General features: G+C 71.3%; 19 protein-coding genes. 11 read left to right on the top strand and 8 right to left on the bottom strand.

The genetic code is table 11. The annotated features are described in order from the left end of the window. Positions 1-3: 3 nt before the first annotated feature. The 4 genes from ACH4DX_RS10550 (at position 4) to ACH4DX_RS10535 (ending at position 3,470) form a co-directional block, all read left to right on the top strand. Positions 4-921 (top strand): F0F1 ATP synthase subunit gamma, encoded by a 918-nt coding sequence (locus tag ACH4DX_RS10550; protein ID WP_398120629.1) that lies wholly within the window; start codon positions 4-6, stop codon positions 919-921. Next, positions 921-2,357 carry a F0F1 ATP synthase subunit beta gene (atpD, locus tag ACH4DX_RS10545; protein ID WP_398120631.1) on the top strand — a complete coding sequence of 479 codons (1,437 nt, stop codon included), beginning with the start codon at positions 921-923 and terminating at the stop codon, positions 2,355-2,357. Before ACH4DX_RS10550 ends, atpD begins: the two co-directional genes overlap by 1 nt. Before the next feature lie 131 nt (positions 2,358-2,488). Next, positions 2,489-2,863 (top strand): F0F1 ATP synthase subunit epsilon, encoded by a 375-nt coding sequence (locus ACH4DX_RS10540; RefSeq protein ID WP_164320637.1) that lies wholly within the window; start codon positions 2,489-2,491, stop codon positions 2,861-2,863. Between the two features lie 148 nt (positions 2,864-3,011). Next, positions 3,012-3,470, top strand: a complete 459-nt coding sequence (locus tag ACH4DX_RS10535; protein ID WP_398120633.1) for a DUF2550 domain-containing protein — start codon at positions 3,012-3,014, stop codon at positions 3,468-3,470. 220 nt (positions 3,471-3,690) lie between these two features. Here ACH4DX_RS10535 and ACH4DX_RS10530 read toward each other — a convergent pair whose 3' ends face one another. From ACH4DX_RS10530 to ACH4DX_RS10520, 3 genes are all read right to left on the bottom strand, one after another. Continuing rightward, on the bottom strand, positions 3,691-5,568 hold the full coding sequence (locus ACH4DX_RS10530; protein WP_398154823.1) for a glycosyl hydrolase family 18 protein: 1,878 nt from the start codon (positions 5,566-5,568) through the stop codon (positions 3,691-3,693). A 172-nt stretch (positions 5,569-5,740) separates the two neighbouring features. Continuing rightward, positions 5,741-6,388, bottom strand: a complete 648-nt coding sequence (locus ACH4DX_RS10525) for a response regulator (protein ID WP_398120637.1) — start codon at positions 6,386-6,388, stop codon at positions 5,741-5,743. Next, the gene (locus tag ACH4DX_RS10520; RefSeq protein ID WP_398120639.1) at positions 6,385-7,596 is read right to left on the bottom strand and encodes a sensor histidine kinase; all 1,212 of its coding nucleotides are present in this window, start codon (positions 7,594-7,596) and stop codon (positions 6,385-6,387) included. Before ACH4DX_RS10520 ends, ACH4DX_RS10525 begins: the two co-directional genes overlap by 4 nt. A gap of 163 nt (positions 7,597-7,759) precedes the next feature. Between ACH4DX_RS10520 and ACH4DX_RS10515 the strand changes: the two genes are divergently transcribed. Next, entirely contained in the window at positions 7,760-8,350 is a 591-nt protein-coding gene (locus ACH4DX_RS10515; RefSeq protein ID WP_398120641.1) for a hypothetical protein, read from the top strand. On the opposite strand, the gene ACH4DX_RS10510 is transcribed toward ACH4DX_RS10515, so the two are convergent. The 3 genes from ACH4DX_RS10510 to ACH4DX_RS10500 all read right to left on the bottom strand — a co-directional run bounded on the left by ACH4DX_RS10510 (position 8,347) and on the right by ACH4DX_RS10500 (position 10,637). Further along, complete coding sequence (locus ACH4DX_RS10510) at positions 8,347-8,919, bottom strand: cob(I)yrinic acid a,c-diamide adenosyltransferase (protein WP_398154822.1); 573 nt, start codon at positions 8,917-8,919, stop codon at positions 8,347-8,349. The two genes, ACH4DX_RS10515 and ACH4DX_RS10510, sit on opposite strands and share 4 nt — an antisense overlap. Positions 8,920-9,081: 162 nt before the next feature. Beyond that, positions 9,082-9,828: an ABC transporter permease gene (locus ACH4DX_RS10505; protein ID WP_398154821.1), complete on the bottom strand. Its 747-nt coding sequence runs from the start codon at positions 9,826-9,828 to the stop codon at positions 9,082-9,084. Positions 9,829-9,854: 26 nt separating this feature from the next. Then, positions 9,855-10,637 carry an ABC transporter ATP-binding protein gene (locus ACH4DX_RS10500; RefSeq protein ID WP_398154820.1) on the bottom strand — a complete coding sequence of 261 codons (783 nt, stop codon included), beginning with the start codon at positions 10,635-10,637 and terminating at the stop codon, positions 9,855-9,857. 99 nt (positions 10,638-10,736) lie between these two features. Between ACH4DX_RS10500 and ACH4DX_RS10495 the strand changes: the two genes are divergently transcribed. The 4 genes from ACH4DX_RS10495 to ACH4DX_RS10480 all read left to right on the top strand — a co-directional run bounded on the left by ACH4DX_RS10495 (position 10,737) and on the right by ACH4DX_RS10480 (position 15,769). Next, positions 10,737-11,375, top strand: coding sequence for a TetR/AcrR family transcriptional regulator (locus tag ACH4DX_RS10495; protein WP_398120649.1), 639 nt, complete (start codon positions 10,737-10,739; stop codon positions 11,373-11,375). Positions 11,376-11,545: 170 nt separating this feature from the next. Then, positions 11,546-12,394, top strand: coding sequence for a 3-hydroxyacyl-CoA dehydrogenase family protein (locus ACH4DX_RS10490; RefSeq protein ID WP_398154819.1), 849 nt, complete (start codon positions 11,546-11,548; stop codon positions 12,392-12,394). A gap of 174 nt (positions 12,395-12,568) precedes the next feature. Next, positions 12,569-12,892 carry an STAS domain-containing protein gene (locus ACH4DX_RS10485; RefSeq protein ID WP_016643271.1) on the top strand — a complete coding sequence of 108 codons (324 nt, stop codon included), beginning with the start codon at positions 12,569-12,571 and terminating at the stop codon, positions 12,890-12,892. A 234-nt stretch (positions 12,893-13,126) separates the two neighbouring features. Beyond that, positions 13,127-15,769 carry an ATP-binding protein gene (locus tag ACH4DX_RS10480; RefSeq protein WP_398154818.1) on the top strand — a complete coding sequence of 881 codons (2,643 nt, stop codon included), beginning with the start codon at positions 13,127-13,129 and terminating at the stop codon, positions 15,767-15,769. Positions 15,770-16,403: 634 nt separating this feature from the next. On the opposite strand, the gene nucS is transcribed toward ACH4DX_RS10480, so the two are convergent. Next, positions 16,404-17,075: an endonuclease NucS gene (nucS, locus tag ACH4DX_RS10475; RefSeq protein ID WP_398120655.1), complete on the bottom strand. Its 672-nt coding sequence runs from the start codon at positions 17,073-17,075 to the stop codon at positions 16,404-16,406. A gap of 278 nt (positions 17,076-17,353) precedes the next feature. On the opposite strand from nucS, the gene ACH4DX_RS10470 reads away from it, so the two are divergent. Further along, complete coding sequence (locus ACH4DX_RS10470) at positions 17,354-17,746, top strand: SCO5389 family protein (protein WP_398120657.1); 393 nt, start codon at positions 17,354-17,356, stop codon at positions 17,744-17,746. Positions 17,747-17,823: 77 nt separating this feature from the next. On the opposite strand, the gene ACH4DX_RS10465 is transcribed toward ACH4DX_RS10470, so the two are convergent. Beyond that, entirely contained in the window at positions 17,824-18,912 is a 1,089-nt protein-coding gene (locus tag ACH4DX_RS10465; RefSeq protein ID WP_398120659.1) for an LLM class flavin-dependent oxidoreductase, read from the bottom strand. A 208-nt stretch (positions 18,913-19,120) separates the two neighbouring features. On the opposite strand from ACH4DX_RS10465, the gene ACH4DX_RS10460 reads away from it, so the two are divergent. Further along, positions 19,121-19,474 (top strand): ATP/GTP-binding protein, encoded by a 354-nt coding sequence (locus ACH4DX_RS10460; protein ID WP_398120661.1) that lies wholly within the window; start codon positions 19,121-19,123, stop codon positions 19,472-19,474. Positions 19,475-19,498: the final 24 nt, after the last annotated feature.

The following is a 19,498-nucleotide window of genomic DNA, read 5'->3' as shown; positions in this document are numbered from 1 at the left end:
CTCATGGGAGCCCAGCTCCGGGTCTATAAGCGTCGCATCAAATCCGTCACGGCGACCAAGAAGATCACCAAGGCGATGGAGATGATCGCCGCCTCGCGCGTCGTCAAGGCGCAGCGCAAGGTGGCGGCCTCCACGCCGTACGCGACCGAGCTCACCCGCGCGGTCACGGCGGTGGGAACCGGCTCGAACACCAAGCACCCGCTGACGACGGAGGCGGAGACGGCGACGCGAGCCGCCGTCCTCCTGCTGACCAGCGACCGCGGTCTGGCCGGCGCCTTCAACTCCAACGCCATCAAGGCCGCGGAGCAGCTGACCGCGCGCCTGGAGGCGGAGGGCAAGGAGGTCGACTCGTACATCGTCGGCCGCCGTGGTGTGGCCCACTACAACTTCCGCGAGCGCACGATCGCGAAGCAGTGGAGCGGCTTCACCGACCAGCCCGAGTACGCGGACGCCAAGACGGTCGCGGGCCCGCTGATCGAGGCCATCGAGAAGGACACGGCGGAGGGTGGTGTGGACGAGCTCCACATCGTCTACACCGAGTTCGTCTCGATGATGACGCAGACGGCCGTCGACAGCCGGCTGCTGCCCCTCAGCCTCGACGAGGTTGCCGAGGAGTCGGCGAAGAAGGACGAGATCCTTCCGCTGTACGACTTCGAGCCGTCGGCGGAGGACGTCCTCGACGCCCTGCTGCCGCGCTACGTCGAGAGCCGGATCTACAACGCGCTGCTCCAGTCGGCTGCCTCCAAGCACGCCGCCACGCGCCGCGCGATGAAGTCGGCCACCGACAACGCCGGAGACCTGATCAACAATCTGTCCCGGCTTGCCAACGCGGCCCGCCAGGCCGAAATCACCCAGGAAATCAGCGAGATCGTTGGTGGCGCGTCCGCGCTGGCCGACGCGACCGCGGGGAGTGACAAGTAATGACGACCACAGTTGAGACGGCCGTTGCCACGGGCCGCGTCGCCCGGGTCATCGGCCCGGTCGTCGACGTGGAGTTCCCCGTCGACGCGATGCCGGAGATCTACAACGCCCTGCACGTCGAGGTCGCCGACCCGGCGCAGGACGGCGCGAAGAAGATCCTGACGCTCGAGGTCGCCCAGCACCTCGGTGACGGCCTGATCCGCGCCATCTCCATGCAGCCCACCGACGGCCTGGTCCGCCAGGCCCCGGTGACCGACACCGGCGACGGCATCACCGTCCCGGTCGGCGACTTCACCAAGGGCAAGGTGTTCAACACCCTCGGTGAGGTGCTGAACGTCGACGAGCAGTACACGGGCGAGCGCTGGTCCATCCACCGCAAGGCCCCGAACTTCGACGAGCTCGAGTCGAAGACCGAGATGTTCGAGACCGGCGTCAAGGTCATCGACCTTCTCACCCCGTACGTCAAGGGTGGAAAGATCGGTCTGTTCGGCGGTGCCGGTGTCGGCAAGACGGTGCTCATCCAGGAGATGATCTACCGCGTCGCCAACAACCACGACGGTGTCTCCGTGTTCGCCGGTGTCGGTGAGCGCACCCGTGAGGGCAACGACCTCATCGAGGAGATGTCGGACTCGGGCGTCATCGACAAGACCGCCCTTGTCTTCGGCCAGATGGACGAGCCCCCGGGCACCCGTCTGCGCGTGGCCCTCGCCGGTCTGACCATGGCGGAGTACTTCCGCGATGTGCAGAAGCAGGACGTGCTGTTCTTCATCGACAACATCTTCCGCTTCACGCAGGCCGGTTCCGAGGTCTCGACCCTCCTGGGTCGTATGCCCTCGGCCGTGGGTTACCAGCCGAACCTGGCCGACGAGATGGGTCTCCTCCAGGAGCGCATCACCTCGACCCGTGGTCACTCGATCACCTCGATGCAGGCGATCTACGTCCCCGCGGACGACCTGACCGACCCGGCCCCGGCCACCACGTTCGCCCACCTCGACGCGACGACGGTGCTCTCCCGTCCGATCTCCGAGAAGGGCATCTACCCGGCCGTGGACCCGCTGGACTCCACGTCCCGCATCCTGGACCCGCGGTACATCGCGCAGGACCACTACGACACCGCCATGCGGGTCAAGAACATCTTGCAGAAGTACAAGGACCTCCAGGACATCATCGCCATTCTCGGTATCGACGAGCTCGGCGAAGAGGACAAGCTGGTCGTCTCCCGTGCCCGTCGCGTGGAGCGCTTCCTGTCGCAGAACACGCACGTCGCCAAGCAGTTCACCGGCGTCGACGGTTCGGACGTCCCCCTCGACGAGTCGATCGCGGCCTTCAACGCGATCTGCGACGGCGAGTACGACCACTTCCCCGAGCAGGCGTTCTTCATGTGCGGTGGCCTCGAGGACCTCAAGGCCAACGCGAAGGAACTCGGCGTTTCCTGAGTCTCCCGACTCATGAGGAGGGGCGGGCCCGGCCCCTTGTGGGGGACCGAGTCCCGCCCCTCCTCGCACGCCCACTAGAATTTGACCCAACACCCGGCTGAACCGCCGGGTGGTGACCCGAGGAGCCACCCTTGGCTGCTGAGCTGCATGTCGAGCTGGTCGCCGCGGACCGCAGTGTCTGGTCCGGCGAGGCCACCCTGGTCGTCGCGCGCACCACGTCCGGCGACATCGGCGTCATGCCCGGTCACCAGCCGCTGCTCGGTGTGCTGGAGTCGGGCCCGGTGACCATCCGCACCACTGACGGCGGGACCGTCGTCGCCGCGGTGCACGGCGGATTCATCTCGTTCGCCGACAACAAGCTGTCGCTGCTCGCCGAGATCGCCGAGCTCTCCGACGAGATCGACGTCCAGCGTGCTGAGCGGGCGTTCGAGCGTGCCAAGTCGGAGGCCGACGCCTCCGCGGAGCGGCGCGCCGACGTCCGACTGCGTGCGGTGGCGGCGCGCTGACCCCAGCGCGTGGCGTGACGTGACTCAGCCGCGGCCAGGTCCGGAGCTCTCCGGACCGGGTCGCGGCTGAGGCGATGCGGGTGCAGTTTCGGGTGCGGTTGTTTGGTCCGTTTCGTGAAGTCGTGTTGAGGCGAGGAGGTCGGTGCCGATGATCCTCGTGTCGCTCGTGTGCGGACTTGTGTTGATCGCGCTGGTATTGCTGGGACTCTTCGTCTTCGGACTGCGCCGCCGGCTCATCCAGCGCTCCGGCGGCACCTTCGATTGCAGCCTGCGCTGGCACGCGCCGAAAGCCGACGAGAGCGCCGACACCTCCGGCAAGGGCTGGGGCTACGGCGTCGCCCGCTACAACGGCGACCGGGTCGAGTGGTTCCGTGTCTTCTCCTACGCGCCCCGCCCGCGCCGCGTCCTCGAACGCTCGGCGATCGAGGTCGTCGACCGGCGCGCGCCCGACGGCGAGGAGGAGCTCGCCCTCCTCTCCGACGCCGTTGTGCTCGGTTGTCTGCACCGCGGGGTCCGCATCGAACTCGCGATGAGCGAGGACGCACTCACCGGTTTCCTGGCCTGGCTGGAGGCCGCGCCTCCCGGCCAGCGCGTGAACGTGGCCTAGCCGCGGGGCGACCCCCAAGGGGCGCGGGGAACTGCGCGCCCGACCCCCACGACCCGCAGACGAACACGGGGACGCCGGACGCACGGGGACGCCGGATGCTCGGGGACGCCGGACGCGGACAAAGAAGCAGCCGGACGCAGACAAAGAAGCCGGGGAGACAGGGGGCGTACCTGTCTCCCCGGCTTCGTTCCGGGTGGGCGGCCGAAGCCGCCCGGAGCTGCTACTTCAGACCGTCATGGATGGCGGTCGCCAGCTCGCCGTTCGTGGTGTCGCCGCTGAACTCCCAGAAGAAGGCGCCGCCGAGCCCCTGCTCCTTGGCCCAGGCCATCTTGGCGCGGATCGTCGCCGGGGTGTCGTACGACCACCAGTTGGTGCCGCAGTGCGCGTACGCGGTGCCCGCGACGGTGCCGTTGGACGGGCAGGAGTTCTTCAGGACCTTGTAGTCCTCGATGCCCGCCTCATAGGTGGCCGGCGCGGGACCGGTCGCGGTGCCGCCCGGCTCCTTCTGCGTGACACCCGTCCAGCCGCGGCCGTAGAAGCCGATGCCGAGCAGCAGCTTCTTGGCCGACACGCCCTTGGCCTTCAGCTTGTTGATCGCGGCGGCGGAGTTGAAGCCCGCCTTCGGGATGCCCGGGTAGTCGGTGAGCGGCGAGTGCGGTGCCGTCGGACCCTTGGCGTCCCAGGCGCCGAAGAAGTCGTACGTCATCACGTTGTACCAGTCGAGGTACTGCGAGGCGCCGCCGTAGTCGGCCGCGTCGATCTTGCCGCCGGAGGAGCCGTCCGCGGTGATGGCGGCGGTCACCAGGTTGTTGGCGCCGAACCTGTTGCGGAACGCCTGCGCCATCGTCTTCATGACGGCGGGACCCGAGCTGTCACAGGTCAGACCGCACGCGTTGGGGTACTCCCAGTCCAGGTCGATGCCGTCGAAGACATCGGCCCAGCGCGGGTCCTCGACCAGCTTGTAGCAGGAGTCCGCGAACGCCTCGGGGTTCTTCATGGCGTCGGTGAAGCCGCCGGACCAGGTCCAGCCGCCGAAGGAGTACAGGATCTTGATGTGCGGGTACTTCGCCTTCAGCTTGCGCAGCTGGTTGAAGTTGCCGCGCAGCGGCTGGTCCCAGGTGTCGGCGACGCCGTCGACGGACTGGTCGGCGGTGTAGGCCTTGTCGTAGTCGGCGTAGGCGTCACCGATGGTGCACTTGCCGCCCTGGACGTTGCCGAAGGCGTAGTTGATGTGCGTGATCTTCTCGGCGGAGCCGGAGGACGCGATGTTCTTCACGTGGTAGTTGCGTCCGTAGACGCCCCAGTTGGTGAAGTACCCCATCTTCACCTTGGCGCCGGGGTCCGGGTCGGGGCCGCCGCCCGTGGTGCGCACCTTGACCGAGTCGCTCGCGGGCCCGGTCTGGTCCGCGGTGTCGCGGGCCTGGACGCTGTACGAGTAGTCGGTGCCCTTGGTGAGCCCGGAGTCCGCGTACGACGTGCCGGTCACCGTCGCGACCTTGGCGCCGTCGCGCAGGACGTCGTAGTTCTTGATGCCCTTGTCGTCCGTGGCGGCCTTCCAGTCCAGTTTCACCGAGGTGTCGGTGACGCCGGACGCGGTCGGGGTGCCGGGGGCGGAGGGCGCGCTGTCGCCGGGCTGGCCGCCGCCGTCACAGCTCTCGCCGTTGAGCGAACAGTTGGCGGGCGAGCCGGGGCCGGAGCCGTTGAAGCCGAAGGTGGCGGTGGCGCCGGGGGCGATCGAACCGTTCCAGGAGAGGTTCTTCGCGGTCCACTTGTTGCCCGAGTTGGTGACGGTCGCGTCCCAGGCGGACGTCACCTTGGTGCCCGCGGGGAAGTCCCACTCGACGGTCCACGAGCTGAGCGCGGTGGTGCCGGTGTTCTTGATCGTCCACTTGCCCCCGAAGCCGGAGCCCCAGTCCTGGGTCTTGGTGAACGTGGCGGTGGCCCCCGCGGCGGCCTTCGGCGCGGTCTGCGCGGCGCGGGCGGCGCTGTCCGGTGCCGCCTCGGCGGAGCCGCCGATCGCGACGAGGGTGGCGAGGGGGAGCAGCAGGGTGGTGAGCCCGGCTGTCAGCCGATGCCTGGGCCTGTGTCTGACGCGCAAGGGGTGCTCCTCGGTTGTGTTCCGGGGTGGGTGTGCCCTGCGACGCCCGTGAGCACCTGGTGCACTTTGTGTGCATGTCATGTACCCACCGCAGTGAGGTGAGAGTAGGAAAGGTCTGGACCATAGGTCAAGACCTTTCACTGGCCCCTGGGCCTTCAGCGGGGGGTTCCCTTTACACGCCCAGCTCCTGCGCGAGCACCGCCGCCTGTACGCGGCTGCGCAGCTCCAGCTTGCCGAGAAGTCGGCTCACATGGGTCTTGACGGTTGCCTCCGCCATGTCCAGGCGGGTGGCGATCTCCGCGTTGGAGAGGCCCTGGCCCAGGCAGGCGAGCACCTCGCGTTCGCGGCGGGTGAGGACGTCGAGGACCGAGGGCTCGGGGGCGTTCGCGGACCGTACGGGCCGTGGTGAGGCGAACTCGGCGATCAGCCGGCGGGTGACCGCGGGCGCGATCAGGCCCTCGCCGCGGGCCACCGTGCGCACCGCTTCGAGCAGGTCCCGCGCCTCGGTGTTCTTCAGGAGGAAGCCGGAAGCGCCCGCGCGCAGCGCCCCGAAGACGTACTCGTCGAGGTCGAACGTGGTCAGGACCAGGACGTCCGCGAGGTGCTCGGCCACCACCTGGCGGGTCGCGGAGACGCCGTCGAGGCGCGGCATCTGTATGTCCATGAGGACCAGGTCCGGGCGCAGCTCACGAGCCAGGGACACGGCCTGCTCGCCGTCCGCGGCCTCCCCGACGACCTCGATGTCGGGCGCGCTGCGCAGGATCAGGACCAGGCCCGCCCGCACGGCGGTCTGGTCCTCGGCGACGAGCACGCGGATCATTCGGGGGCTCCTTGGTCCTTGGGGTCGACGGGCAGCCGGGCCTCGACCCGCCAGACTTTCGTGCCGGGCAGGTCGGGGTGCGGCTCGGGGCCCGAGGTGAAGGTGCCCCCGAGCAGCGCGGCCCGCTCCTCCATGCCGACGAGCCCGGCCCCGGAACCCGGCGCGCGCGGCCCGCGCGAGCCACCGTACGGGCTGGTCACGCTGACGCACAGGGCCGTGGGCCGCCGGGTGAGCGTCACCGTCACCCGGCCGGGTGAAGCGTGCTTGAGGGCGTTGGTGAGGGACTCCTGGACGATGCGGTACGCGGCGAGGCCGACCGGTGCGGGCAGCGGTGCCTCGCCCGGGGCGCCCGGGTCCCGGGTGTCGTGGAGGCGGACGTCCAGGCCGTTGGTGCGGGCGTTCTCGACGAGGGCGCCGAGGCCGTCGAGGGTGGGCGCCGCGGTCGGCTCCAGGTCGCCGCTCGAGTCCCGCAGGATGCCGATGAGGCGACGCATTTCGGCCAGCCCCTCGACGCTGTTCTCACGGATGACGGTGAGCGCGTTCCTGGTCGTGCCCGGGTCGTCGAGGGAGAGCGCGGCCGTGGAGTGGATGGCGATCGCGGACAGATGGTTGGCGACCATGTCGTGCAGTTCCCTCGCCATGCGCGCGCGCTCGGCCGTGACGGCCTGGGCGCGGTCCACCTCGGCGAGCAGCGCGGTCTGCTCGGCGCGCAGCCTGGCCATGTCGGCGGCCTCCCGGTGGTTGCGGACGAGAACGCCCGTGGTGGCGGGCGTGAACGCCACCAGGGCGACGACGGCGCCGACCAGGATGGCCTCCGGCTCCCGGAACCAGGCCAGGAGCCCGACGGTGACGGCCACCGTGATCAGGCCCGTGGTGACCGGGATGCGCCGGGCCTCGGCGGGCGTGCCGTAGACCACGGCCGCGTACACGAGGTCCGTGAACATCACCACGGTCGCCAGGTTGCCCGTCGTGAACTGGTCGGCGACCAGCACGAACGTGCCCGCGATCAACGCCTGCCGCGGAGCCGTGCGGCGCGTCAGCTCCAGGGCCGCCATGGCGAACAGCGGGAGCAGCGACCAGACGCGACCGAACGGGCGGTCCTGCTCCATGTCCAGGCCGAGCGCCCACAGCGCGAGACCGCTGAGCAGGCTGGCCACACAGATGCGGACGTCCACGACGTCCGGTCGGCGGGGGAGCGGCAGCGGCATGGCTCCATCCAACACGGCACGGCGCCCCCCGACCTCCCTACGGGGGGTGAAGCGCCAGTACATCGAAGGATGCAGCCGCACTTCGTCACTGGCGACGACGATCCGCGGCGGTCCCGGCGCGAGCCTTGAGGAGTACCGGAACCGGTGTCAGGAGGAACGAGCCGTGGTCGTCACACTGATCATCATCTGCGAGGTGGGCTTCTGGGTGCTGCTCGCCGCGGGGCTCGCGACCCGCTATCTGCTGCGGATGCCACGGCTCGGCCTTGCCATCCTGCTCTGCGAACCCCTGCTCGAACTGCTGCTGCTCGTGGTCACCGCCCTCGACCTGAAGCACGGCGCCGACCCGAGCTGGAAGCACGGCCTCGCCGCCGTCTACATCGGCTACACCGTCGGCCACGGCCACCGCACCGTGAAGTGGCTCGACGGGCACGCGGCGCACCGCTTCGACGGCACCCCCGTACCGCGCCCGCCGCGCTACGGCTGGCCGCGCGCCCGGCACGAGGGCGAGGTCTGGCTCGGCACGGTCGTCGCGGCGGCGGTCGCCTCGGGACTGCTGCTCCTCGCCAAGTGGTACGTCGACGACCCGGGCGGCACCGGGTCCCTCGACTCCTGGATGGGCACCGCGTGGCGCGCGGCGGGCATCCACGGCCTGATCGCGCTGAGCTACACGCTGTTCCCGAAGCGCAAGCCGGCGCCGGGCCCGGGGGAGCGGGACGGCGAGCACCCCGGGGAGGTCACGGGGAGCCGGCGCTAGCGCTCCCCGCCCGGCACCCACAACACGTCCCCGACCTCCTTGTTCGCCGTACGGGCGAGGATGAAGAGGAGGTCGGAGAGGCGGTTGAGATAGGTCGCGGTGAGCGCGTTCATGGTCTCGCCGTGCGCATCGAGGGCCGACCAGGTGGACCGCTCGGCCCGCCGCACCACCGTGCACGCCTGGTGGAGCAGCGCCGCGCCCGGCGTACCGCCCGGAAGGATGAAGCTGCGCAGCTTCTCCAGGTCCTCGTTGAAGCGGTCGCAGTCCGCCTCCAGCTTGTCGATGTACGACTGCTCGACGCGCAGGGGCGGGTACTCCGGGTCCTGCACGACGGGGGTGCACAGGTCCGCGCCCACGTCGAAGAGGTCGTTCTGGACCCGGGTGAGGACCTTCACGACGTCCGCGTCGAGGCGGCCGAGTGCGATCGCCGTACCGATGACGGCGTTCGCCTCGTTCGCGTCCGCGTACGCCGAGATCCGCAGGTCGGTCTTGGCGGTCCTGCTCATGTCGCCGAGCGCGGTGGTGCCCCGGTCGCCGGTCCGTGTGTAGATGCGCGTCAGATTGACCATGGGCCCAGCGTAGTGAGCCGCGTGGAGGGCCCCGTCAGGGGCTTTTCAGGGGCGCGGGGAACTGCGCGCTCAGCCAGGGACAAGCCGCAGACGCGTCTGCCGAGAACCACGCAGACGCGTCTGCGGCTCTCCTGCGGCTGCTCGCGCAGTTCCCCGCGCCCCTTACGAGGCGTTCCGGTACGCCCGGGTGCCGACGGCCACGGCGAGTGCCGCGAAGCCGACGGCGACCAGCACCCCGTACACCATGGTGGAGGACGTGTACGTGCCCACGTACGCATCCCGCACCGCGTCCACCAGGTACCGGAACGGCGTGAAGTGCGAGAGCACGTCGAGCCAGCCGGGAGCGAGCGCCATCGGGAGCATCAGGCCGGACAGCAGCATGGAGGGCATGGTGAGGGCGTTGACCGTCGGGCCGAACGACTGCGGGGTGTCGATCCGCAGCGCCAGCGCGTACGACAGCGAGGCGAGGGCGCAGGTCAGCAGGGCCACGAAGGCGAAGCCCAGCAGAATGCCCGCCAGCGGTGCGCGCAGGCCCATGACCAGCGCGGCGAGCACGAGCAGCACCGACTGCGCGACGAAGAGCGCGGCGTCCCGCAGCAGCCGCCCGAGCAGCAGCGCGGAACGGCTCACCGGGGTGGCGCGCAGCCGCTCCACGACCCCCCAGTTGTTCTCCATGATCAGGGCGAAGCCGCTGAACGAGGCGCCGAACAGGCTGAGCTGGAGCAGCAGCCCCGGCACCAGGACCTGCCAGGAGTCGCCGCGCGCGCCCAGCGGCATGTCGGTGAGCAGCGGCCCGAAGAACAGCAGGTACAGCAGCGGCATCAGGGCGCCGAAGAGCATCTGGAACTTCGAGCGCAGGGTCTGGCGGGCATAGCGCCCGAACAGCAGCGCGGTGTCGTGCATGAGCATGGCGGTGTCCTGTGGGGTGCTTGCCGTCAGACGGCTACGGGGGCGGCGTCGACGGGCGCGGGAGCGCGCCCGGTGATGGCGAGGAAGGCGTCCTGGAGCGAGGCGTCGGGCGATCCGGCGTACCGCTGTTTGAGTGCGGCGGGGGTGCCGTCGGCGGCGACCACGCCCTTGTCCACGACGACGATCCGGTCCGCGAGCGCGTCGGCCTCGTCCAGATAGTGCGTGGTGAGGAAGACGGTCGTGCCGTGCGCGTCGCGCAGCGCCCGGACCAGGCGCCACAGGTCGGCCCTGCTGCCCGGGTCGAGCCCCGTGGTCGGCTCGTCGAGGAAGAGCACATCGGGCCGGTGGACGAGGCCGAGGGCGATGTCCATCCTGCGCCGCTGGCCGCCGGAGAGGGCGGCGGTCCTGCGGTCGAGCAGCTCGGTGAGGCCGAGTTCCGCCGCGAGCCCGGCGGTGCGCGCCTCGGCGTCGGCCTTGCTCCGGCCGTGCAGCCGGCCCTGGAGCACGAGTTCGTCGCGCAGGGTCTCCTGCGGGTCGAGGCCACCGGACTGGGCGACGTACCCGATCTTCCGGCGGACGGCCGCCGGGTCCTTCCGCAGGTCGAAGCCCGCGACGGTGGCCGCGCCCCCGGTGGGCGCGAGCAGCGTGGTGAGCATGCGCAGGGTCGTCGTCTTGCCCGCGCCGTTCGGGCCGAGGAAGCCGAGGATCTCGCCGGGGGACACGGTCAGGTCGATGCCGCGCACGGCTTCGACGGAGCCCGCCTTCGTCGTGAACGTCTTGGCGAGGCCCGCGGTGCTGATGATTGGCATGGAGACCACAAAAACAGAGGCAGTGGAATTTTGCAACGTACCCAATATTTCATGGAGGCCAACGAAGCTACGATGGGGGCATGACGGAGGGACTGAGCCATGGCTGAAGGACTGCGGGAGCGCAAGAAGCGGCAGACCAAGCAGCGGATCTCGGACATCGCGACCGGTCTGTTCCTGGAGCACGGGTTCGTCACCGTGACCATCGCGGAGATCGCCGAGGCCGCCGACGTCTCGGTCAACACGGTCTACAACTACTTCCCGGCCAAGGAGGACCTGTTCCTCGACCGCGGCCTGGAGATGACCGACCGGCTCTCCCGCTGGGTCCGCGGGCGCCGGGTGGGGGAGTCCGCCGCCGACGCCGTCCTGCGCGAGCTGCGCGTCCTGATCGAGGGCGTCTCGCCGACCGTCGGCCTCTTCGAGGGCTACGCCGACTTCATGAAGGTCATCACCGACTCGCCCGCGCTGCGCTCCCGGCTGTGGGCCTTGCAGCAGGAGAGCCTGCGGGACCTGGAGACCACCCTGCGCGAGGAGGCGGGCGCCGACCCGAGCCACCTCCCCGAGCTCGTCGCGGGCCAGCTCAGCTGGGCCTACGGCACCGTCTTCGGCTGGATCGGCGCCGAGATGGCCAAGCGCAGACCGCCGACGGAGGTCTCCCGCGAAGCCCTCGACCTGCTCGACGAACTGGAGGAGCTGCTCGGCGAGAAGATCCTCAACTACGGGACCCGCGCGCCCGCCTGACGCCCCGAAGCCCCGCCCGGCCCGCCTCCCCGTGTGATGTCCGTCAAAGGGGACGTGGCGTGCGTCTCTTCACCGCCACACGGCCGCCCACGGACGCTAATGTCCGCTCAGGAGCGAAACGTAAACAGCGTGTAAGCGCTCGGTCGTACCCAGGCAAGGGGAGTCGTAACGTGGCACGGAAGCTCGCCGTCATCGGAGCCGGACTCATGGGGTCCGGAATCGCCCAGGTCTCCGCCCAGGCGGGCTGGGACGTCGTCCTGCGCGATGTCACCGACGAAGCGCTCACCCGGGGCACCGACGGCATCAAGGCCTCGTTCGAGAAGTTCGTCGGCAAGGGCAAGCTCGACGCCGCCGACGCCGAGGCCGCTCTCGGCCGCATCACGACCACCACCGACCTGGACGCCGCCGCCGACGCGGACGTCGTCGTCGAGGCCGTGTTCGAGAAGCTCGACGTCAAGCACGAGATCTTCCGGACGCTCGACAAGCTCGTGCGCGACGACACCGTGCTCGCCTCCAACACCTCCGCCATCCCGATCACCAAGATCGCCGCGGTGACGGAGCGTCCGGAGCGCGTCGTCGGCGCGCACTTCTTCTCGCCGGTGCCCATGATGCAGCTGTGCGAGCTGGTGCGCGGGCACAAGACGAGCGACGAAACCCTCGCCACCACCCGTGAGTTCGCCGAGTCCGTCGGCAAGACCTGCATCGTCGTCAACCGCGACGTCGCGGGCTTCGTCACCACCCGGCTCATCTCGGCGCTCGTCGTCGAGGCCGCCAAGCTGTACGAGTCGGGCGTCGCGAGCGCCGAGGACATCGACATCGCCTGCAAGCTCGGCTTCGGCCACGCCATGGGCCCGCTCGCGACCGCCGACCTCACCGGCGTCGACATCCTGCTGCACGCCACCGACAACATCTACACCGAGTCCCAGGACGAGAAGTTCGCACCGCCGGAGCTGATGCGCCGGATGGTTGACGCCGGTGACATCGGCCGCAAGAGCGGGCAGGGCTTCTACAAGCACTGACCGCGGCCGCGCACGCCCGTACGCCCCCCTGGGTCACCCCTCGGGGTGAATTCGGTATCGGTTCGCTTACAGACGGCAACTTCCGTACCCGAGTGACAGTCAGTTGCTGTGACATACACAGACGCCTCGGCGGCACAGGCGTCACATACGACACCGCACTCTTGGGGAGCGCATATGCACATCAGGGGCGACCAGGCCCAGCTGGTCGTCGGGGGACGCCTCGACGTACGCAGCGCGGCGGACGCCCGTACGGTCCTGCACTCGGCCGTCGACGACGGCGCCGGCGATCTGGTGCTCGACCTGTCCGAACTCGACTCGTGGGACGCCACGGGACTCGGCGTCATCATGGGCGCGCACCGGCGCGCCGGACGCTGCGGCCGCAGGCTCGTCCTGCGCGACGTGCCCCCGCAGATGCAGCGCCTCCTCGTCGCCACCCGGCTCCACCGCATCCTCGCCATCGAAGGCGGCATCGGGGTCGAATCGCTCCCTCGCGTATGAACCGCGCGAGGGGTGCGCGGGGGCGCGGAAGCGCACTTCGCGCACAATCCTCACGAGACTGTGACGTCTCGGGCCGGGTGCCACCCCGCCCCGCGCGGGGATACTGAGGGCGGTTTAGGGTTCGGTCGCCTGCCGAGGAGCGGACCCGCTCGGGGGCACCGGACCAGAAGCGACATCGCGGTGTGCCGACGGCCCGAGGGGGCTTCGCACACGACGCGTCTGGGGGCTGAGACCATGGACCCGATGAACCGGGGACCCGAAGAGTACGGCCACGACGGTGACGACCGCGAAGACGCGCGGATCGGCCGCGAAGGCACCGACGACGACAGCACGGCGCGCGAGCCCCGCACGCCACCCGACGCCGCCCCGCCACCGGCGGGCCAGAGCGCCCCGGCCACGGCCGATTTCGGGCCGCCGGCGATAGCCCGCACGGTGCGGGTGATCTCCGGCGACCTCCTGCTCACCGTCAACCCCGTCGACGGCAGCGAGATAGAACCCTGCCCGCCGGGGGAGCGGCCCGCCCGCCCCCGCAAGCGCACCGCCGCCGAACGCGCCGAACACCGCAGGGCCGCCCTGCCACCGGTACCGCCGGGCCCCGCCCTGCCCCGGCTTCCGCTCCTCGAACGCCAGGAGGAGCGCGAGCGCCTGGCCCGCCTGCTCGCCCGCGGCCGCTCCGTGCGCCTCACCGGACCCGCGGGATCCGGCCGTACCGCCCTGCTCGCCGCCGTCGCCGAGGACTGCGCCGACCTCGCCCCCGACGGCGTGATCCGCCTCAGCGGCTACCACCGCACGGTCAACGACCTCCTGTACGACCTCTTCGCCGCCGTCCACGACGCGCCCCTGCACCGCCCCGACCGGACGGCGCTGCGGGAACTGCTCGCCGGGATCGGCGCCGTCGTCGTCCTTGACGACCTGGAGTTCGGCGGCGCCGCACTCGAGGAACTCCTGGCCGCGACGCCCGAGTGCGCCTTCCTGGTCTCTGCGACGCCCGACGTGCCCGCCCCCTCGCCCGACTCCCACCTCGAAGAGGTCCTCCTCGGCGGGATCGGCCGCGGCAGCAGCATCGAACTCCTCGAACGCGTCGTCGGCCGTGTCCTCAGCGACGACGAGGCCAACTGGGCGGGCGACCTGTGGTTCGAGTCCGAAGGCCTGCCGCTGCGCTTCGTCCAGGCGGGCGCCCTGCTGCGCCAGTGCGACCGGCTGCGAGCCGACCCCGGCGCCTTCGACGCGTACGGACACGGCACCGGACCCGACGGCGCCGCCGCCTTCGACGCCCCGTTCGGCGCCGCGGGCGGGACCGAGGTCCCGCTGCCCTCGCTCGCCGACGGAGCGGCACCCGCCGCGCTGCTCGCCTCCCGCCTCAGCGCCTCGGCGCGCGCCGCGCTCCGCTTCGCCGTCGCGCTCGGCGGGGAGCTGCCGCACCCGGCCCACCTGCCCGCGCTCGTCGGCGACACGCACGCCGACGCCGCGCTCTGCGAGCTCGTCGACTGCGCCCTCGTCACCCCCGCCGGCGGCCACTACCGCCTCGCGGCCGGTGTCCGTGCCCAGTTGGAGAGCGCCGGGTACGCCGACGACGCCGCCGCGAACGTGCAGTCTGCCGCCCAGCACTACGCCTGGTGGTCGGGGCACCCCTCGGTCGGCCCCGAGCGGGTCGCCGCCGAGGCCGACGCCGTGCTCGCCACCCTCACCGCCCTGACCAACGGCCCCGCGGCCAGCGGCACCGACGGCGGCCCCGGTGAGCCGTCCGCCGCGGTGCTGCTCGCCCGCACGGTCGCGCCCGCCTTCGCGGGGGGTCTGCACTGGGGTGCCTGGGAGCGGGCGCTGCGCTGCGGCCAGGGGGCCTCGCGCACCTCGGGCGAGGTCGCGGAAGAGGCGTACTTCCACCACGAGTTGGGGATCCTCGCGCTCTGCACCGGGCTCCTCGACCGGGCCCGCGCCGAACTGGAGGCCTCCATCGGCCTGCGCGGCGCGCTCGCCGACAAACGCGGCATGATCGCGGGGCGCAGGGCGCTCGCCCTGGTCGCCGACTGCTCCGGGGGGCTGCTGTCCGGGGACCGGTCGGCGGCGGGCGAGGAGGTGCCCGACGCCCGTTACGAGGAGTCCGCTTCACCGCCCGGCGGCGTCCCCACGGCGTTCGCGCTGCCCGCACCGCCGCCCGAAGCCGACACCGTGGTGACCCACCGGGCCGCCCCCGCGGCGGGCACCGGCGCGGCGCACTCTGCCCCCCGGCGCTCGATCCTGCGGGGCACCCGGCGCAATCTGGTCGCGGTCGCCGCGGGCGCCCTGCTCGTCGCGGTGCTCGGCACGGTGGTGACGCTCGGCGCGACGTCCGACGACGGTGGTGGCGGCCCGGCCGAGCGGGTCCGCACCGGCCAGTCGGCGAGCGCCGACGACGAGAGCGGCGGGCCCGGCACCGACGAGCCCGGCGACGACTCCGCTGCACGCCCGTCCGACCCCGGCGAGGACGGCGTCGTCGGCACATCGGACGACCCGAAGCCGAGCACGAGCGGCCGCCCGGCATCGAGCGACGACGCGAAGGGCCCCTCCGGCAAGCCCAGTGGCAAGCCCTCGGGCAGGCCGAGCGACAAGCCGACCGAGCCGACGGACCGGCCCACGGAGCCGACGGACAAGCCGACGAAACCCACCAAGCCGCCGACGAAGCCGCCGACGACCCCGCCCCCCACGCCCACGACTCCGCCCCCCACGCCGACGACCCCGCCGCCCACCCCGACGACGACGCCGCCGTCCCCACCGGACACCTCGAACTCGGCGAGCGATCCGGCGGCTTCGAGCCCGGTCGCGGGCGTCCCGACGAGGGTGGGGCCCGGCACACCGGGCGGCCCCGGCGGTGGCTCCGGCTCGGCACGGATGATCTGACGCGACGGCAGCCCGGACGGCGTGTAGACCTGAGCGAGGGCCGGACTCCCGGGGGATCCCGGCCCTCGAACCAGCCGACGCACGGCTGCGCCGAAGCTGCGGGGCCCGGCTCGACGGAGCCTCCGCTCAGGCTCGGCGGAGCCGCGGTGTCTGGCTCGCCCGAGCCGGGGCGTCCGGCCTGGCGGAGTCCTGGTGTCTGGCTCGGCGGAGCTGCGGCGTCTGGCTCGGCGGAGCCGTGGTGTCCGGCTCGCCCAAGCCGTGGCGTCCGGAGCCCCGGCGTTTGGCTCGACCGAGCCACGGTGTCCGGCTCGGCGAAGCCGTGATGTCCGGCCCGGCGGAGCCCCGTTGTTTGGCTCGGCGGAGCTGCGGTGCCTGGCTCGACCGAGCCGTGGCGTCCGGCTCAACGGAGCCCCGGCGTCCGGCTCGGCGGAGCTGCGGTGTCCGGCTCGCCCGAGCCGGGGCGTCCGGCCCGACCGAGCCGTGGTGTCCGGCCCGGCGAAGCCGTGGTGTCCGGCTCGCCCGAGCCCTGGCGTCCGGCCCGGCGGAGCCCCGGCGTTTGGCTCGACCGAGCTGCGTTGTCCGGCCCAGCGGAGCCGGTGAGCGTTCGGCCCGGCGGAGCCGGTGAGTGTTCGGCTCAGAAGAGGCGCAGCTTGTCGTCCTCGATGCCGCGCATCGCGTTGTAGTCGAGGACCGTGCAGCTGATGCCGCGGTCGGTGGCAAGCACGCGTGCCTGGGGCTTGATCTCCTGGGCGGCGAAGACCCCCTTGACGGGAGCCAGGTGCGGGTCGCGGTTCAGGAGTTCCAGATAGCGCGTCAGCTGCTCGACGCCGTCGATCTCGCCGCGCCGCTTGATCTCCACCGCGACCGTCTGCCCGTCGGCGTCGCGGCAGAGGATGTCGACAGGGCCGATCGCCGTCATGTACTCGCGGCGAATCAGTGAGTACCCCTCGCCCAGTGTCTCGATCCGGTCGGCGAGCAGTTCCTGGAGGTGCGCCTCCACGCCGTCCTTGATGAGCCCGGGGTCCACGCCCAGCTCGTGCGAGGAGTCGTGGAGGACTTCCTCCATGGTGATGATGAGCTTCTCACCCGCCTTGTTGATGACGGTCCACACACCGGCGTCGTCGCCCGTGCCCTCCTTGAGGGTGCACGGCGGCGACATCCAGTTCAGGGGCTTGTAGGCCCGGTCGTCGGCGTGGATGGAGACGCTTCCGTCCGCCTTGACGAGGATCAGGCGGGGAGCCGACGGGAGGTGGGCGGTGAGCCTGCCCGCGTAGTCCACGGAGCAGCGGGCGATGACGAGACGCATGGTCGGCAACGCTACTCGACCCGGGGTGCTCCAGCGAATCCCGCGCCCCCGCCGTCGCTCGTGGACGACTCGACCCGGCTCGGTACGCCTGGTGGGCCGCACCACTTGTCCGCCGATGAACCTGTTCGAACCTGGCCGGTTATGCGCCCAATCTCCTGGTGCGGGCCCGGGCCGTTGCCTACCGTAGAAGCAGGAGGTCGTCGCGTGTGCACGCTGCGTATGCGAGCTCCTTCCCTGTCCGTTGGCCCCTGCTCCCTGGGGGTGCGAGAGGAGAACCCATGTCGCTCGACGTCTCACCGGCACTGTTGGAACAGGCCGAGCGAGGCGAGGTCGACGAAGCAGCTTTCGTCGACTGCGTCCGGACCTCCCTGCCTTACGCATGGGAGATGATCAGCTCCCTGGTGGCCCAGCTGAAGGTCGACGGCGGTGAATTCGCCGACAACCAGACGCCTCCGCCGGACGAGCAGGCGCGCGGCCAGTTGCTGCGCGCACTGGCGAGTGACGCGATTCGCGGCGCACTACAGCGCCACTTCGGGGTCCGCCTGGCCTTCCAGAACTGCCACCGCGTGGCGGTGTTCCCGCTGGACGGCTCCGCGGACGACAGGTTGGCGAAGTTCACGTCCATCCGTGGTCAGTTGCTGAACCAGTCACCCGAACTACGGGACTGCTGAGCCCGGTTGCTGCCGCTCCGTACGCGGGAGGTGTTTCAGTACCGGGGCGGCAGCCCCTCGCACGGCGCCCCTGCTCCTCACTTGAGCTGGGGCAGCACTTCCAGGCCGAGACGGCGTACGTTCTCCTCCGTCGTCGTCAGATCGCCCGAGCCCTCCACCAGGAGCGCGAAGCGCGTGATGCCCGTGCGCTCCGACGTCGCCGCCAACCGGTCCACGCACACCTGCGGCGTCCCCACGGGATGGATGTCGCACAGCAACTCCGTGTACCCCAAGGGGTCCCGCATGGAGCGGGGGCGGCCGTCGACCGTGACATGGGCGTCAAGGCCGTGCCTCAGCCAGCCCGGCATGGCCTTGGTGAGCGTTTCGGCCGCCTCCGGGCGGCGGTCCGCGATCTGCACCACTCCGGCCGAGACGTGCGCGACGTGCGCCACCTCGTCCGGCGTGCGTCCGGTGGCCCGTGCGTGCCGATTCCACAAGGCCACCATTTCGGCCTTCTCCCCGTCACCGATGTGCATGCCGAGAAGCATCGGCAGTCCACGGGCCGCGGCGAGCCTGACACTGGACGGCGAGGTGCACGCGACCACGACCTCGGGGCCCGCCGTCACCGGGGAGCCGGACCGCTCGGGGGCGGCGGGCAGATCCGGGAACGGGCCCGTCGCCGTGGGCAGTTCCTCCTGCGGCAGCGGTACGACCGCGACGTCGCGGAACGCGAACCGGCCGCCGGGCCCTGTCACCCTCGGCGCCCCGCTGAGCCAGCGGAGCAGCAGGTCGAGGGAGTCCGGGAACCCCATCTCGTACGCCTCGACGCCGGTGCCGAACACCTCCAGGTCCACCCAGGGACCGCCGCGCCCCACGCCCAGCGAGAAGCGCCCGCCCGAGGTGAGGTGCAGCAGGGCCGCCTGCTCGCCCAGGGCCACCGGGTGGGCCGTGGGCAGCACGCTCACGGCGGTGCCGACGCGGATGCGCCGGGTGCGCCCGAGCAGCAGGGCCGCGAGGGTGATCGCGGAGGGACAGGTGCCGTACGGCACGAAGTGGTGCTCGGCCAGCCAGGCGGAATCCAGGCCCGCTTCCTCGGCCATTTCCACGGACCGCAGCGCGCGGTGCAGAGCCTCCCCGTGACCCTGGCCCGGAAACTGGGCTGCCAAGACAAATGTTCCTAAGCGCATCGAACTTCCTGCCTCCTTGAACCGACGCAGGCATTCCCCTACCGGCAACAACGCGTGACAAGTGCCAAGGGCACGGCTTGGCGTGCAGATTGGCAGATTTTCTGTGTGGCACGTGGTCCCTGCGGGCGTCGGCGGCGGACGGGTACCCGTCCACGCGGTGCGTAGGCTGGGCGTACGCCCGTCCGTTCCCAGACCCGTGAGGTGTCCCGTGTCGCCGCGCCGCAATCGCCCGAAGGGCACCGGAGCTCCCAGGCCGGGCCAAGGCGCCCACGCCGACGACGACACGGCCGGGCCGGGCGGCCGCTACGGCGGTTTCCAGCGCGCCGAGCGCTGGCAGGGCGAGGAGTGGAGCGTACGCCATGTGGCGGGCGCGAGCACCGCGGGCAAGACCTACCGCTGCCCAGGATGCGACCAGGAGATCCCCTCCCGGCTCGCGCACGTGGTGGCCTGGGCCGAGCACTCCGGCGTGGACGAGCGCAGGCACTGGCACACGGCGTGCTGGGACGCGAAGGACCGCCGCACCTCGCGGGTGCAGCGGTCCCGTAACGCTCCGCGGTACTGAGTACGTACGCGTCGGACGCCCCCT

It is taken from the genome of Streptomyces sp. NPDC017940, from assembly GCF_044328435.1.
GTDB lineage: Bacteria > Actinomycetota > Actinomycetes > Streptomycetales > Streptomycetaceae > Streptomyces.
The sequence above is the reverse complement of the archived record's forward strand: the minus strand, read 5'-3'. Positions and strand labels throughout refer to the sequence as shown.